Source organism: Exiguobacterium sp. s70, from assembly GCF_018618315.1.
GTDB classification, from domain to species: domain Bacteria; phylum Bacillota; class Bacilli; order Exiguobacteriales; family Exiguobacteriaceae; genus Exiguobacterium; species Exiguobacterium chiriqhucha.
The window spans coordinates 54,658-70,235 of the sequence record NZ_JACSLV010000006.1; the positions used below are offsets into that span (position 1 = coordinate 54,658).

Consider the following 15,578-nt stretch of genomic DNA (forward strand, 5'->3'; position numbering starts at 1 on the left):
GTATGGAGCCGACGGTTCGTTTCGGATTGATTGGGATTTATGTCGTTCACGCCGTGCTCGCCTTCGTCTTGTTAATCGTATTGAAACGAAAGATGAAAGCACCCGATTATGGGGTCGCGGTGGCGGCCCTCAGTTTCGGACTGTTCCTGCCGTTTGTGGCTGAACTTGCCGTCTATGCGGTGTATCGTTTGGCCGAGCGCTTTGGCCGGAGCGGTCTGATTGAAGACTATGACGACTATATCGATTTCAAAGTCGTCAACTATGAACAGATTCGTCATGAAGCTAACAGCAGCACGCACTTGTTGCCGCTCACCGATGCCATCAATTCCAAAGATCCGGCTATCCGGAAACATTCGATTTTGACGCACGTCAATCAGTCGATTGACCAACAAGGGAAGTATTTGCAGATGGGTCTCGAGAGTAAGGACAGCGAGACCGTCCATTATGCGGCGGCGACGATGAATATCTTAATCGATCAGTATGAACAAGAACTGAAATTAGCGAAACGCGAGTATGATTTAGGGAATCCGGACACGATTCAACGGCTCGCGACAATCTATAAACGGATGATTCATAGCGAGCTCATCACTGAGGTCATGTTGAAGGACAAGCAGACCGCATGGCTCGAAGAATTGTTAAAAGCGAAGACGCTCTATCCCCCGACGCCATGGATTTATGAAGACTTGAACGAGATTTATCTCACGTTACAGCATCCAAAAGAGCAATTGAACATCCTGAAGGAGTACGTCCACCATTTCCCGGAACGAATCGAGGCCCATCTCATGCTCATCAACTTCTATTATGAGCGGGAGCGTTGGAACGAAGTGAAGGCGGTCATGTTTATGATGCAGACCCAGTTCACGCTCGACGATGTGCCGTATGAGTACCGACTGTTGTTTGAAGAATGGAGTGACACGACATCATGGAAAAACGAACTGTAATCTCATTCTCGCTCTTCATCGTCTTATTTCTAGTCATCGTCGGTGCGATTCAATACTTACGGATTCATTCGCTGCACACGTTACTGCCGAACGTCGCCGAGCAGCAAATGAATATCGATCAATTGAAGAGTGATGCGTCAGCGAAAGCGGGCGAACATCAACTTCAAATTTATCTTGTCCGGGATGAAGGGGATTTGGCAATCGAGACGGCGGACAATCTGTTGCGCGGCTTACAGTACGCGAAGCTCGACGTGCGTGAAGTCAGCCCTGGTGCCATCGGGTCGATTGCACCGTCTCCGTATACGATCATCATCTTTACTGGAGAAGATTCATCGAGATGGCCGTTCGTCGCGATGAAGCGTTACGTCGAACAGGGCGGCAACCTCGTCTTCGCGAACCGGTTCAAAGATCCCGCGTGGAACGCGTTGACCGGGGTTGAAGAAATCGGTGAGTATGTACCGGACGTATATGGCTTGAATTTCGAGGAGACAATTTTCCCGGGCTATGTCGACTTGAATCCGCCGGACGACCTGTTCGTTCATAGCGTCGTCGACTTTGCAATCGCGGATGACGCCAACGTCATGTTGTCAGCCGAAGGTTTCCCAATCCTTTGGGAATACGGAGTCGGCGAAGGGAACGTCCTATACTGGAACACGACCATCACGAACCAAAAGATGATTCGCGGGCTGTTCGTGCAGACGCTCGGCACGATGCCACCGGCGTTCGTCACGGCACAAGCGGCCATCAAACTCATGTACATTGATGATTTCCCGGCACCGGTCATGGATGGGAAGATGAAAGATGTCTCTGCCACCCCGCTTGATAAATCCGTCAAAGACTTCTTCGCCGAAGATTGGTGGGAAGACATGGTCGATTTAGCGAAAGACGACGATGTGATTTATACAGGTGCCATGATTGGGACGTATGAGGAAGAGATGGAACTTGTCGATGAGCAGTTGATTAAGCGCGGCGAGTTTCCGATGTTGTATTTCGGGCGAAAACTGATTGCCCACGGCGGTGAAATCGGCCTGCATGGCTATAATCATCAGTCGCTCGTCACGGCCGATGAACCGATTGATCCGACGTATGGATATATCCCGTGGAAAGATAAAGACGAGATGAAACGGTCGTTATTACAGGCCGAATCCGTATTTGCGAACTATTTCCCGGCCGAGACGCTCAAGTCATACGTCCCACCGTCGAACGCGCTCAACCGGACGGGAGTCGATGCGATTGCCGAGGCGTTGCCGGAACTTCGTACAATCGCTTCGCTCTACACCGGTGAACCGGAAAGCGGGGATTTCGTGCAAGAATTCGAATTTGATGCGACGCACCCGAATCTCTATCATTTCCCGCGCGTGACGAGCGATTACGGGGAAGAGCGCGGCTCGATTTTTCAGATGGTCGATGCAATCGCCAACTTCGGCGTGTTTTCACACTTCATTCACCCGGATGATGTCATCGATCCAGACCGGGCCTTCGGACGGGACTGGGATACGATGTTCACGAGCCTGCGAAAAATCGTCCATGACGTGAGAGACCAATATCCGCATCTCGAAGCGTATACGCAACATTACGCGACCGAAAAGATGATCACCTACCAACAAGCTGATTTGAACGTCACGTTCGATGAGTCGACGGTCTATTTGGCCGGGGAAGGGCTCGTCAACCCGTCTCATTTTACGATTCGCCTGAAACCGGGCCAGTCACTCGAGACAGGAAAGTTTGATTTCGGGACGGTCGAGCAGTGGGAGGCCGACCGACCGCTCTATCTCGTCAAACTGACATCGGCGAACGCTGAGATCGACATCAAGGGGGAAGCGCAATGAAAATCGGACTTGTCTTAGAGGGCAGTTATCCGTACGTGAGCGGAGGCGTCTCGAGCTGGACGCAGACGTTAATCGAGGCGATGCCTGAGGTGTCGTTTGAAATCATCTCGATTCAACCGACCGAGAAACGGCCGGAAGACATGAAATACGCGCTCCCTCCGAACGTCTCAGGCATCACCCATCTGTATTTGAACGACGTAGGTGAACGCGCGAGGGGACGATTGAAGTGGGGTGCCGACGACGAACAGAATGTGTCGGATTGGCTCATGTTGAGAAGCCCGAACCGGCAAGCGCTACGACTACTCGGGAAAGAAGTGCCTTCGAGCGAGGCGTTTTTCGCGAGCGAGTTCTTTTGGCGCAACGTGAAGGCCGCCTACGCCGAAGAGATGAACGGCGGTTCGTTCATCGACTATTTCTGGATGTGGCAAAGCATGTACACCCCGATTTTGCGGGTGCTCCATCAGCCGCTCCCGAAAGTCGACCTCGTCCATTCCGTATCGACAGGTTATGCCGGGGTAGTCGCTTCCTACATGAAAGAGACGCAAGGGATCCCGTTCATCTTGACCGAGCATGGCATTTATTCCCGTGAACGCGAGGAAGAAATTTTACAGTCGTATTGGATTCCGGCGCCGTATAAGCCGAGATGGGTCCGGTTCTTCCACCACTTGTCCCGCGAGGCGTATAACGCGGCCGATGAGATTATCACCTTGTTCGAGCGGAATCGCGAATATCAGGAATGGATCGGCGCCCCGAGCGAGAAGACGAAAATTATCGCCAATGGGATTGCCGACCGACAAATTCAGGCGACGGTCGATCGTCCGGAGCACGACCTCTTTCAAATCGGTGCCATCGTCCGCCTCGTTCCCATCAAAGACTTGAAGACGATGATTTACGCCGCCAAGATTTTGCAGGAGCGGCATCGTCTGTTCAAACTGACAATCATGGGTCCACTCGATGAGGATGAAGAATATGCGGAAGAATGCCGTCTGCTCATCGAACAGAGCGGACTGAACGATTATGTCGAACTGGCCGGGAAAGTGGACGTCCAAACGTATTTGCCGACCTTTGATTTATTGCTCTTGACGAGCATCTCAGAAGGCCAGCCGCTCGCGATTCTCGAAGGAATGGCCGCCGGGATTCCGTGGGTCGCCACCGATGTCGGCGCCTGTTCCGAGCTTTTATACGGCCGAGCGGATGACCCGTTCGGTCCGGCCGGTTTCATCGTGCCGCCGGTTCATCCGGAAGCGGTCGCCGACAAAGTCGAATGGATGATGGATTACCCGCAGGAACGAATGCGGTTCGGCAAGAACGGACGGGAGCGGGTACGCCAATATTATCGTCTCCAACAAGTCGTGGACCGCTATAAGGCTATCTATGAAGCGAGGAGGGAACAGTATGGCGGGCATCGGGTTTAAGTTGCAGAAGTTGTTCCAAGAAGACTACTATTCGTCCCGGCTGAAGGCGTACACGTTCTCCGGCCTCGTCACGTCCGGACCGTGGTTGATCGTCATCTTGGTCGTCGGTACGATTCAATGGTTGGCGTTCCAAATGCCGACGTTGTCGCTCGCCGAACGGACGCTCTTCATGATCTCGGTCTCGTACGCGTTCATCTTCTCGCAAATCTTGTTCAGTTTTCAACAGCTCGTCGTCACCCGATACGTGGCGGACTTGTTTTATGAGAAGAAGGCGCATGAGATTTTCCCGGTGTTCACCGGGATGCTCAAAGTGACGATTCTCGCGGCAGCCTTGCTGTATAGTATCTTTTGGCTATTGTCGCCGCTCGATTTTCTGTACAAACTGACGTTGTTCGTTTTATTCATGACGATTAACGTCATCTGGGTCATGTTCTTGTTTTTAAGTGCCGCCAAGTATTATCAAGCGGTGGCCTATAGCTTCCTGCTCGGCGGACTCATCTCGGTCGGGAGCGTCTATGCGATTAGCCGTCTCATGGTCGACCCGTCGAGTCTCGAGCTGTTGCTCGGTTTTACGGTCGGGATGATTGTGACGTTGTTCGGGTTGTTCTTCGCGATGCTCCGGACGTTCCCGCTCCGTTACGCGGTGAAAGAGTTCTCGTACTTCAAGTACTTCGACCGCTATCCAGACTTGTTCGCCATCGGCGTGTTGTACGTGCTCGGGATTTGGGTCACGAATTTCATCATCTGGTTCGGTGAAGGACGTGTGATCATCGCGGACTCGTTCTTGTTCAACCCGTATTATGACACGGCCATCTTTTGGTCGTACTTGACGATTATCCCGACGCAACTGTTGTTCGTCGTCGCTGTTGAGACCCGGTTTTATGAGCGCTACCGTACGTTTTATGGATTGATCAACTACGGCGGGGCACTCCATCAAATCGAGAAGGCGAAACAGACGATGACGTCCGTATTGAAAAATGAGTTGATTCGACTCGCGCGGAGCCAAGGCGTGGTGACGCTGTTCGCCATCCTGATGGCGGGTGCGTTCGTCAGTTGGATTGGTGTCCCGGATGAAATCGGTCAAATCTTTCGGATGACGACGCTCGCGGCGTTCGCGAATGCGATGATTCTCATCTTGACGTTGTTGTTGCTCTATTTCGAGGACCGGCGCGGGGCGTTGTTCGTCAACATCTCGTTCTTCACGTTGAACGCGTTGTTCACGTTACTGCTCTTGCCGCGCGGCATCGATTGGTACGGTGTCGGCTTTGCCGTCAGCACGACGATCACGTTCTTCTTGGCCGGCCTGCGTTTGATTTATTATATGGGCAAAGTTGATTATTACGTGTTCGCCGCCTCGAACCGGCGCAAGCTCGGCACCGAGCGGTTCTCGCGAATGGGGACGTTGTTGAACCGGCGATTCTCACGATAAAGGGTTTTCAGTACGGAGAAAGACTGATATGATGTGGTCGTAGACGACCGAATTTCATAATGTTTACCACTAGGGGAGTCGCGTGACGCGGCTGAGATGGACGAGGTCCAGACCCTTTGAACCTGATCTAGTTCACGCTAGCGTAGGGAAGTGGGCGAACCGATTGTTTTCGTACACTTTGTGTAAATCCGACGCCGCTTCCGTTATGGGAGGCGGCGTCTTTTTTGATTACAAAGGAGGAGAAAACATGACATTCACCGCACATTTACGACAAGAGGCCGATGCCTTGTTTCAAGCCAGCTTTGACCATCCGTTCGTCCGCGAGCTCGGAACGGGTGAACTCGACGAGGCGAAGTTTCGACATTACGTCATGCAAGACTCGTATTATTTGAATCAGTTCTCAAAAGTACAGGCGAAAGGCGCGACCCTCGCCCCGAACATGGAAGTGGCGAGCCGCTTTTTGACGCACGCGCTCCATACCATCGAAGCGGAGCATGCGCTGCATCGTGAGTTTTTCACCTTGCTCGACGTGACGGAGGCGGAGTGGGCGACGTTTGAGCCGGCCCCGACGGCTTACGCCTATGCGCTCCATATGCAACAGGCCGGTCCGACGCTCGGTGATGTGCTCGCAGCAATTTTGCCGTGCTATTGGGTTTATTACGAGATTGGCGAACGCATGAAAGACACGACACCCGACCACCCGATTTATGCGACGTGGATTGCGACGTACGGGTCGGAATGGTTCCGCGACCTCGTCGAGGAACAGATTGAACGGCTCGACGTGCTCGCTGGGCAGGCGACGGCGGAAGAACGGGTCCGGTATCAACAGCTGTTCTTGAAGAGTTGTTATTACGAGCATGCGTTTTGGGAGATGGCGTGGACGCTCGAGTCGTGGGATTTACCGGCGGGGGTGACACGATGAAGCGCGACTTATGGGATAAAGTCAGAGCCGAGCGGCCACTCATCCACAACATCACGAACATCGTCGTCGCCAACTTTTCGGCGAACGGATTGCTCGCCATCGGGGCGGCCCCGGTCATGGCGTCAGCGGTTGAAGAAGTGGCCGAGATGGCGTCTTTAAGCGATGCGCTCGTGCTCAATATTGGTACGCTCGATGCAATGACGGAACGTACAATGATTCGAGCCGGACAGGCGGCGAATCAAGCAGATCGTCCAGTCGTCTTCGATCCGGTTGGTGTCGGGGCGACCTCATTCCGGCGCGACGTCGCCAAGGAGATTCTGCAATCTGTCCGTGCGACGGTCATCCGTGGGAATGCCGGAGAAATCGCGACATTGATTGGCCTCGACGCGGCGGCACGCGGCGTGGACGCCGGGGAAACGCGGGTTGATTTGAATCACATCGCGTGTGAAGCGGCTAAGCGCTACACCTGTGTCGTTGCCGTGACCGGAGAGACGGATGTCGTCAGCGACGGGGACGTGACGATTGAAATTAAAGGCGGCACTGGCGCGATGGCCCGGACGACAGGGACCGGTTGTTTACTCAGTGCGGTCGTCGGTGCGTTCCTTGCGGTCGAACGGGATGCGGTCACGGCCACGGCGACAGCGCTCGCCGGTTATGCCCGGTGCGGGGAACTCGCTACCGCTTTGGCCGACGGGCCGGGTGACTTCCCCGTTCACTTCTTGAATGAGCTGGGCAAGATGACGGCGGTCGAGTTGCCGAGTGACCGCATCGAGGTGGTGTCATGATACGGCAGCAAGTGTTGACGATTGCCGGTTCGGATTCGGGCGGTGGCGCTGGCATTCAAGCTGATTTGAAGACGTTTCAAGAGCTCGGTGTGTTCGGGACGAGTGTTTTGACGGCTGTCACGGCCCAAAACACGCGTGGGGTGCATGGGGTCGAGGCGGTGTCATCAGAACTCGTGACGCAACAACTCGATGCAATCGGTTCAGACTTTATGATTGCGGCGTGCAAGACCGGGATGTTGTTCGATGCGGCGCACATCGAGGTGGTCGCTGACGGGGTGCGGCGTCACACATTCAATCGGCTCGTCGTTGACCCGGTCATGATTGCGAAAGGCGGGGCCTCGCTGCTTCAGGATTCGGCGGTCCAAGCGCTCAAGACATCCCTCTTGCCGCTCGCGACCGTCGTCACACCGAACGTGCCAGAAGCGGAAGTGTTGACGGGCATGACGATTCGGACGTTTGAAGACCGCATCGAAGCAGCAGAACGGATGTTAGCGTACGGTGTCCGTGCCGTTATTTTAAAAGGGGGACATCTCGATGGCGCAACTGCGGACGATTTGGTCATGACGGTGTCAGAGGCGTTCCTCCTGTCGGCCCCGCGCATCCAGACGAGTGACACGCATGGCACCGGTTGTACGTTCTCGGCAGCGCTCACGGCGGAACTGGCCAAAGGCTATTCTATCCTCGAGGCGACGGTGACCGCCAAGCGATTCATTCAAAGTGCCATCACGCATGGACTCGATATCGGTGCCGGACATGGACCGACGAATCACTGGGCGTATGCGACACATGGAGAGGCAGGTGTGACGCTTGAATCTATCACAACGAACTATCGCTGAGCAGTTGCGGCTCTACTTTATTTGTGGAACCGCGAACGCGGAAGACTTGCTCCAGACGGTGGAAACGGCACTTCAATGTGGCGTGACATGTTTTCAATTTCGCGAAAAAGGTAAACATGCACTGTATGGGGATAAAAAAGAAGCGATGGCGAGAGCGTTGCAAACACTCTGCCGCTCATACGATGTTCCGTTCATCATCAATGATGACGTCGAACTAGCAGAGCGCATCGATGCCGACGGCGTGCATATCGGACAGGATGATGCCGAGGTCGCACGCGTTCGTGAGCGAATCGGCCCGAACAAATGGCTTGGTGTCTCGGTGCATACGCTCGAAGAAGTAGCGGCGGCCATCGAGCATGCGGATTATGTGGGCATCGGTCCGGTCTACCCGACGAATTCGAAAGAAGACGCCGGGGCAGTGAACGGGACGGTTCTCATCCGCCAAGTTCGAGCCTTGTATCGAGAGCTGCCAATCGTGGGGATTGGCGGCATCTCACCGGAACACGTTTCGATGATTCGGAACGACGGGGCGGACGGCGTCGCCGTCATCTCGGCCATCGCTTCTGCACCGGATGTGGCCATGGCCACACGGCGTTTCGCTTGTCTCTGAATTCAACTTGAGGAGGAAGACAGATGAACGTATTTGTAATAGGCGCGAATGGACAGATTGGAAAACAGCTCGTCGAACGATTGCACGAGGAAGGGAAGCATCAAGTCACGGCGATGGTGCGGAAACAAGAGCAACTCGACGACTTTACATCGAAAGGCTATCAAGCCGTATTAGGCGACCTCGAAGGTGACGTGTCGTCACTTGAACAGGCGATGTCTGGGATGGACGTGGTCATCTTTGCGGCCGGTTCGGGCGGTAGTACCGGAGCCGACAAGACGCTGTTAATCGATCTTGACGGCGCGGCGAAAAGTGTCGAGGCGGCTCAGGCGAACGGGAATGTAAAACAGTTCGTCATGGTCAGCGCCTTGAAGGCGGAAGATCGTTCGGCATGGCCGGAAGAGATGAAACCATACTATGTCGCGAAGCATCATGCCGATCGTTTGCTCGAGGAGAGCGGACTGACGTATACGATCGTTCGTCCGGGCGCCCTCACGGACGACGCTGGCACGGGCAAAGTGAAGACGGGCGACGTCTCAACGGGTGAGATTCCACGTGCAGACGTGGCGGCCTTCTTGGCCCACCTCATCGGTCATGACGCGGCCTACAATCAAGCGATTGACCTCGTCAAAGGCGACACGGCAATCGAAGACACGTTATAAAAAGAGATGACGACTGCGAGCGGACTTGGTTCCGCTCGCTTTTTGTATGGATGTGTCCGCGCACTCGAGAAAGGATTCGCTTCGACCGATAGAGAAAGTAAGAGATGGATTTGTTTGAAGAAAGGGGTCTATCCGTGACCACACTATTTCTCTATATGGCCGTTTATTTACTTCCGGCTTTCTTATTGAGCCACCTTGCCCTTGATGTTTTGCTCCGGAACCCTCGCCAAGTCGAGCATCGACTGCTCAGCCTGTTCGTATTTGGCTACGCGATGTTGTTCTTGGCCGAGTTTGGACGACATCTGTCCCCAATTGAAGCCAGTCCCGCCTTCGTCACCTATTGGTTCGGCAACGCTGGCATTTTGATTTTTGTGTGTTCCGTCCACTTCATCGTCAAAGTGACGGGAGTCGGGGCGAAACTGCCGAAATGGATGTATCCGTATGTCATCTATTTGCCGCTCGTGCCGGTCGCGTTGACGTTCATCCGCCAAGAGAACATTTTGAACAGTCAGCGGTTCGACCAAGTCGGCGTCTGGATTTATCCTGAGTTCAACGCATCGTATTTGACGACGATGACCGTCGGCAACGTGTTCCATTTTCTCATCATCCTGTTACTCGTCTATGCACTCAAACGCGCCGATCGGACCGAGCATCAACGTGTCCTGCGCATGCTCATTTGGACCGCTGTCGCCGTCCTCATCTGGGACATCGTCTTCGGCTATTTCCAGTTCCGTGGCATCATGCCACCGTATGCGTATATGTATGGGGGCCTCGTCTGGACGGTCGCCCTCGTCGTGGCGATGAACCGACTCGATTTCCTCGCGTCTTATGCGAAACGATACGGTACCCTCTACAACTTGAATCCATCGGCAATTCTCCTCGTCGACGATACCGGTCGCATCGAGAGTGCGAACCCGGCTGCGCGTATGTTGTTCCATACCGTCCGAGTCGTCAATGAGCGTTTCATCGATTTATTGCCCGAGAAAAAGCGGGACGAATGGTGTGAACACTACACTCAACATTTTAATGCGCAAAAGAAGTTTCTCGAGTTCGAGACGAAGATTCAGACAAAATCAGGACAAGAGCGGTACGTCGTCATCGACGGGGACTTCGTCTATATCGACCAGAAGATTCATGGCATGATTTTGATTCGGGACGTCCATACGTTCAAAGAAGCCGAGCAATCGATTCGCTTCTTCGCCTATCACGACCCGCTCACGAAACTCGCGAACCGTCGCGCGTTTTATGAACAGGCCGATCAGGCGTTACTGCAAGCGGATACGCTCGCGCTCGTCATTCTCGACCTCGATGGTTTTAAAGGTATCAATGATACGTACGGCCACCAGGTCGGTGATGATTTCCTCGTTCATCTCGGTGTCCTGCTCGAAACGGTGACGCCGGAAACGGGTCTCGCCTCGCGGGTCGGCGGTGATGAGTTTTATATGTATTTGACGGATGTCGAAGCAGACGAGATCGTCGCGTTCGTCGAACGATTGCAATCCGAATTGGCCGAGCGGCCGTTCCGACTCGGACGGGAGACGATTCCGATTCGAGCGAGCATTGGGGTCAGCGTCGCACCGGGTCAAGGGTCAGATTTAGACACGCTTATTCACAAAGCCGATCAGGCGATGTATCAAATCAAGCAACACGGTAAAAACGACTATGCGATTTATGACGAGGTGTTACACGGACCGAAATAACGGGAACGAGAATGAAGATGGTACCTTGATAGAGGAGGAGACGATATGACTGAAAAACCGTTAGTGACGATGCGCGCCGAAGGGGAAGCGACGAGTGTGAAGACGACGGTGCACGTGCGTGACCTCGAGCCGTTCGTCGTCGATGAGCCGGAACGTCTCGGCGGAACGGACGCCGGTCCGAATCCGCTCGAATATTTGCTCGGTGCATTGTCGTCGTGTACGACAATCATGATTGCTTATGTGGCGCAAGATCAAGATTTCAACTACGACGGAGTGACGTTCGTAACTGAAGGAACGCTCGACCCGCGCGGCTTCCAAGGCGTTGAAGGAGTACGGACGTATTTTGAGAAAGTACACGTCAACATCGTCCTCGATACGATCGAATCGGATGAACGGATTGCGGCGCTCCAGAAAGGTGTCGAGGCTCGTTGTCCAATCCATAATTTGATGCATGCGGCCGACGTCGACATCACGGCGACGTGGACACGGAAGTGAGGATGGGGCGACCCATCCTTTTTTTGATGTAGACAGGAATGTTTGCCGACGAGCACGAACAAAAAGAGACATGAGAAAGGAGGCTGTCATGGACATTCGCTCGATGACGCGACAAGACGCCCACGCGATTCAAGCGTGGACGTATGAGTCGCCATATGACTTTTATAATCAAGAAGTTTCAGCGGAAGGGCTGGATGAACTGATGGCCTATCAGGCCGTCTATGACGGTACACTGATCGGTTTTTACTGTCTCGGCCGATACGCACAAGTGCCGAACGATACATATGTCTACGATGACACATACATCGACCTCGGGCTCGGCATGCATCCGGACCGAACGGGGCAAGGAAACGGCCGTACGTTCGTCCAGTTGGTGATGCAAGAAGCGGCGCGCGAAGGCAAACCGCTCCGGTTGACGGTGGCCGCGTTCAACGAGCGGGCGATCCATCTCTATGAGCGGCTAGGATTTCAACAGGTCACTTCGTTTGAAAAAGGGTCGACCCGTTTTCTCGTCATGACCCGGTAATCATCCGTACTGTTTCTGGTGGGCTTTCTTTCGCTTCAAATAGTCTTCATCTGCTCGAAGTTGGTCCCATCGTTCCTTGAAGATGCGGGCCGATTCCGCCTTTTCTTCATCGATTTGTCGGTCGTGGATGTCGCCGTCGTCCTTATATTTTCGTCCGCCTTTATAGTTGGCGTAACGTCTCGCCCGGGTATAGCCCATCTGGATGAATTTACGGGCCATATCCATTCCGACGAAATCATCGTTGGCCCGGTATTTTTCGAACAGCTCCATAATCTCATCAGCGGACTGTTTGGCGATGTCTGGCGTCTTGAAACGCCAATGGGGGAGAATCTCACTTTTATACGGTTCGACGAGTAGGACGCCTTGTTCACCTCGTCCGACTCGATACAGCTCCGGTTGTTTACGGAAATCAATCGTTTCAAAATCTAAATCATAATCAAACGGCATCGTCATCCCTCCTCATGGACTCATTCCCGGAACGAATCCGAGGGAAACGACAGAAAGGAAGAACAAGATGATTCAACTTGATACAGACCGGCTCCAGTTGCGGGCGTTTCAACTCGAGGACGCTGAACAGATGTTTCGATACGCGCAAGACGAGCGGGTCGGACCAAAAGCAGGATGGGCGCCGCACCAATCGGTCGAGGAGACGCGTGACGTCATCCGGCTGTTCCAACAAGACCAAGACGTCTGGGCCATCACGTTAAAAGAGACGGGTGAAGTCATCGGCAGTCTCGGGTTGCACGACCGCCGGCCGGACCCTGAGATTCAGCATGACCGGCAACGCGAGATTGGGTATGTCCTCAGCCCGGACCATTGGGGGCAAGGGTACATCCCGGAGGCCGTTCATGAAGTGATGCGTCACGGTTTTGACGACCTCGACCTCGAGCGCATCTGGTGCGGTCATTTCGACTTCAACGACCAGTCGCGCCGTGTCGTCGAAAAGACAGGATTCACATACGTGTTCACGACATCCCAACAGTTGACGCGCTTAGATGGGCGCACTGTGCAGAGCCTCATCTACGTCGTGACGAAAGACGAGTATGAGGAACGCCGGGCTCAATGATGAGCCCGACGTTTTTTTGATGCCGGAAAATTAACACTTGATATGTAACCGGTTACACATTATGATGTGTTTGTAAGCGTTACCAAAAGGAGGGGACGAGATGGCAACAATCAAACAAGTGGCCAAACGGGCGAACGTTTCTGTCGCAACCGTGTCTCGTGTCATGAACAATAACGGCTATGTGAGCGCTGAAGCGAGGGAAGCCGTGGAACGGGCCATCGCCGAGCTCGAATACGCCCCAAACCGGGTGGCTCGTTCGTTATTCACCAAAACGTCCGGGCTAATCGGATTGATTATGCCAGACATCACCAACCCGTTCTTCCCGCAGTTGGCCCGCGCGATTGAAGACGTGGCCAATCAACACGGCTATCAAGTCGTCTTGTGCAACACGGACGAGCAACTGGCGAAAGAACAGTCATACTTGGTCGCGCTTCAGACGATGCATGTCGACGGTCTGATCATCACGACGAACCATTCAGACAACCCGAACTACGAAAAGTTAGAGTTGCCGATGGTCGCGCTCGACCGAATCGTCAAGTCTGGCATTGACGCCGTCATCTCAGACGGGTATGAAGGCGGTCGCCTGGCGGCGGAGACGCTGTTGAATTGTGGTGCGACAAGGCTCGCTCATATCGGCGGACCTGAACAGCTGCAGACGGTGAAGCGACGGACGGATGGGTTCCTTGACGTCGCGGGAGATCGTCTCGTCGGCATGACGCATTCGAGTTTCACGTTCAAAGAAGCGCTCACGGCGGCGCAAACGCTGTTTGATGAGCATTGGCCGTTCGATGGATTGTTCGCCGCCAATGATGTCATCGCGGCCGCGGTGTTGCAGGAAGCGGTGCGTCGGAATGTGCGTGTGCCGCAAGATTTGCAAGTCATCGGCTACGATGGCATCGAGCTCGGTGAGATGACATCGCCGCCGCTCACGACGATCTCGCAACCCATCTATGAGATGGGACGACGTGCGACCGAGCGACTCCTTGATTTGATTGAGAAGAAGGAGACCGTTACGAAAGAAATCTTGTTGCCCGTCACGTTGACGGAGCGACAGACGACGATCCGAAAGGGGCATGACACATGAAGCGAATTGTGGTCATCGGTAGTGTATCGATGGATTTAGTGGTCACGACAGACAAACGTCCGCAGGCAGGGGAGACCGTCATCGGACAGGCGTTTCAGACGGTGCCCGGAGGAAAGGGAGCCAACCAAGCGGTCGCCGCCGCTCGACTCGGAGGACGAGTCGAGATGGTCGGATGCGTCGGTTCCGATGAGTTCGGGCAACGTATCCGCCAAAACTTTGAACAGAATGAAGTCGGGACCCAACAGCTGCGGACGATTGACGGCGAAGTGACCGGGACGGCGCATATCGTGCTCGCCGAAGGCGACAACTCGATTGTCGTCGTCCAATCGGCGAACAAACAGGTCGTCTTCACGGAAGCCGAGCTCGAACAGTTGATTGATGACGAGTCGCTCGTCTTGCTCCAGCTCGAGATTCCGATTGCGACGGTCGAACACGTGAGTGCATACTGTCGCGCCCGCCAAATCCCGGTGCTGTTAAATCCGGCTCCGTCACAACCGCTCACGGATGAACTGCTCGAGCATGTGACCTACGTGACGCCCAACGAGCATGAGTGCCGAGATTTGTTCGGAGATGTCTCGCTTGATGAGGTACTGCGCCGCTATCCGAACAAACTGATTGTGACCGAAGGGGTCAACGGTGTCCGCTTCTTTGATGGCGAGACGATTCAGCACGTTCCAGCCATTCAAGCCGATGTCGTCGATACGACGGGGGCAGGGGATACGTTCAACGGGGCCCTCGCAGCCGCCCTGATGGAAGGAAGCGAGTTACGTGAAGCGGTACGCTTCGCTGTCGTCGCTTCAGGATTGAGCGTGGAAGGGTTCGGGGCACAAGGCGGCATGCCGAACCGAAATGACGTCATGAGACGATTGGAGCGAGTGTGATGAAGAAACATGGGATTTTGAATAGCCATTTGACCAAAATCTTTGCGGACTTGGGTCATACGGACACGGTCGTCATCGCGGACTGTGGACTACCGATTCCAAACGGCGTGGCGCGAGTCGATTTGGCGCTTCGTCTCGGTGAACCGTCGTTCCTCGATGTATTAGATGCGGTCGAGGCGGACATGGTCATCGAACAGATTACCGTAGCCGATGAGGTGTTCACGGAGAACGAGCCGATCGCAAAAGCGTTGACCGATCGATTTGACACGGTTAAAACTTGTTCACATGAAGCGTTCAAGCGTGAGGTCGAACAGGCGAAAGTCGTCATCCGGACAGGGGAGGCGACTCCGTATGCGAACGTCATTTTACATGCCGGCGTCATATTTTAAGGAGGGGTTCG

At 54.2% G+C, this 15,578-nt stretch carries 17 protein-coding genes and 1 riboswitch; of the genes, 16 read left to right on the top strand and 1 reads right to left on the bottom strand.

Annotated elements, in window-relative coordinates:
- Positions 1–2: 2 nt before the first annotated feature.
- The 12 genes from KNP84_RS12885 to KNP84_RS12940 all read left to right on the top strand — a co-directional run bounded on the left by KNP84_RS12885 (position 3) and on the right by KNP84_RS12940 (position 12,147).
- Positions 3–941: a tetratricopeptide repeat protein gene (locus KNP84_RS12885; protein ID WP_215114920.1), complete on the top strand. Its 939-nt coding sequence runs from the start codon at positions 3–5 to the stop codon at positions 939–941.
- Positions 923–2,770 carry a DUF2194 domain-containing protein gene (locus tag KNP84_RS12890; RefSeq protein WP_215114921.1) on the top strand — a complete coding sequence of 616 codons (1,848 nt, stop codon included), beginning with the start codon at positions 923–925 and terminating at the stop codon, positions 2,768–2,770. Before KNP84_RS12885 ends, KNP84_RS12890 begins: the two co-directional genes overlap by 19 nt.
- Complete coding sequence (gene pelF / locus KNP84_RS12895) at positions 2,767–4,185, top strand: GT4 family glycosyltransferase PelF (protein ID WP_215114922.1); 1,419 nt, start codon at positions 2,767–2,769, stop codon at positions 4,183–4,185. Before KNP84_RS12890 ends, pelF begins: the two co-directional genes overlap by 4 nt.
- The gene (gene pelG, locus KNP84_RS12900; protein WP_215114923.1) at positions 4,166–5,614 is read left to right on the top strand and encodes an exopolysaccharide Pel transporter PelG; all 1,449 of its coding nucleotides are present in this window, start codon (positions 4,166–4,168) and stop codon (positions 5,612–5,614) included. The genes pelF and pelG overlap by 20 nt, the downstream gene beginning before the upstream one ends.
- A 61-nt stretch (positions 5,615–5,675) precedes the next feature.
- Positions 5,676–5,780, top strand: a riboswitch (TPP riboswitch).
- Between the two features lie 81 nt (positions 5,781–5,861).
- Positions 5,862–6,536 (top strand): thiaminase II, encoded by a 675-nt coding sequence (tenA, locus tag KNP84_RS12905; RefSeq protein ID WP_215114924.1) that lies wholly within the window; start codon positions 5,862–5,864, stop codon positions 6,534–6,536.
- On the top strand, positions 6,533–7,321 hold the full coding sequence (gene thiM / locus KNP84_RS12910) for a hydroxyethylthiazole kinase (RefSeq protein ID WP_215114925.1): 789 nt from the start codon (positions 6,533–6,535) through the stop codon (positions 7,319–7,321). Before tenA ends, thiM begins: the two co-directional genes overlap by 4 nt.
- Positions 7,321–8,157: a bifunctional hydroxymethylpyrimidine kinase/phosphomethylpyrimidine kinase gene (gene thiD / locus KNP84_RS12915; protein WP_215114970.1), complete on the top strand. Its 837-nt coding sequence runs from the start codon at positions 7,321–7,323 to the stop codon at positions 8,155–8,157. The genes thiM and thiD overlap by 1 nt, the downstream gene beginning before the upstream one ends.
- On the top strand, positions 8,129–8,767 hold the full coding sequence (gene thiE, locus KNP84_RS12920) for a thiamine phosphate synthase (RefSeq protein WP_215114926.1): 639 nt from the start codon (positions 8,129–8,131) through the stop codon (positions 8,765–8,767). Before thiD ends, thiE begins: the two co-directional genes overlap by 29 nt.
- 23 nt (positions 8,768–8,790) lie before the next feature.
- Entirely contained in the window at positions 8,791–9,426 is a 636-nt protein-coding gene (locus tag KNP84_RS12925; RefSeq protein WP_214830602.1) for an SDR family oxidoreductase, read from the top strand.
- A gap of 134 nt (positions 9,427–9,560) precedes the next feature.
- Complete coding sequence (locus KNP84_RS12930) at positions 9,561–11,126, top strand: diguanylate cyclase domain-containing protein (RefSeq protein ID WP_215114927.1); 1,566 nt, start codon at positions 9,561–9,563, stop codon at positions 11,124–11,126.
- Between the two features lie 45 nt (positions 11,127–11,171).
- Entirely contained in the window at positions 11,172–11,621 is a 450-nt protein-coding gene (locus tag KNP84_RS12935) for an OsmC family protein (protein WP_215114928.1), read from the top strand.
- Positions 11,622–11,709: 88 nt separating this feature from the next.
- Entirely contained in the window at positions 11,710–12,147 is a 438-nt protein-coding gene (locus tag KNP84_RS12940; RefSeq protein ID WP_215114929.1) for a GNAT family N-acetyltransferase, read from the top strand.
- Here the strand turns inward: KNP84_RS12940 and KNP84_RS12945 are convergent, their stop codons facing one another.
- A complete protein-coding gene (locus KNP84_RS12945) occupies positions 12,148–12,594 on the bottom strand; it encodes a DUF4385 domain-containing protein (RefSeq protein WP_021065936.1) in 447 nt (148 codons plus the stop codon).
- Between the two features lie 67 nt (positions 12,595–12,661).
- Between KNP84_RS12945 and KNP84_RS12950 the strand changes: the two genes are divergently transcribed.
- The 4 genes from KNP84_RS12950 to rbsD all read left to right on the top strand — a co-directional run bounded on the left by KNP84_RS12950 (position 12,662) and on the right by rbsD (position 15,567).
- Positions 12,662–13,213 (top strand): GNAT family N-acetyltransferase, encoded by a 552-nt coding sequence (locus tag KNP84_RS12950; protein ID WP_029594516.1) that lies wholly within the window; start codon positions 12,662–12,664, stop codon positions 13,211–13,213.
- A gap of 100 nt (positions 13,214–13,313) precedes the next feature.
- Complete coding sequence (locus tag KNP84_RS12955; RefSeq protein ID WP_021065938.1) at positions 13,314–14,297, top strand: LacI family DNA-binding transcriptional regulator; 984 nt, start codon at positions 13,314–13,316, stop codon at positions 14,295–14,297.
- A complete protein-coding gene (gene rbsK, locus KNP84_RS12960; RefSeq protein WP_021065939.1) occupies positions 14,294–15,178 on the top strand; it encodes a ribokinase in 885 nt (294 codons plus the stop codon). Before KNP84_RS12955 ends, rbsK begins: the two co-directional genes overlap by 4 nt.
- Positions 15,178–15,567: a D-ribose pyranase gene (gene rbsD, locus KNP84_RS12965; RefSeq protein WP_021065940.1), complete on the top strand. Its 390-nt coding sequence runs from the start codon at positions 15,178–15,180 to the stop codon at positions 15,565–15,567. The genes rbsK and rbsD overlap by 1 nt, the downstream gene beginning before the upstream one ends.
- Positions 15,568–15,578: the final 11 nt, after the last annotated feature.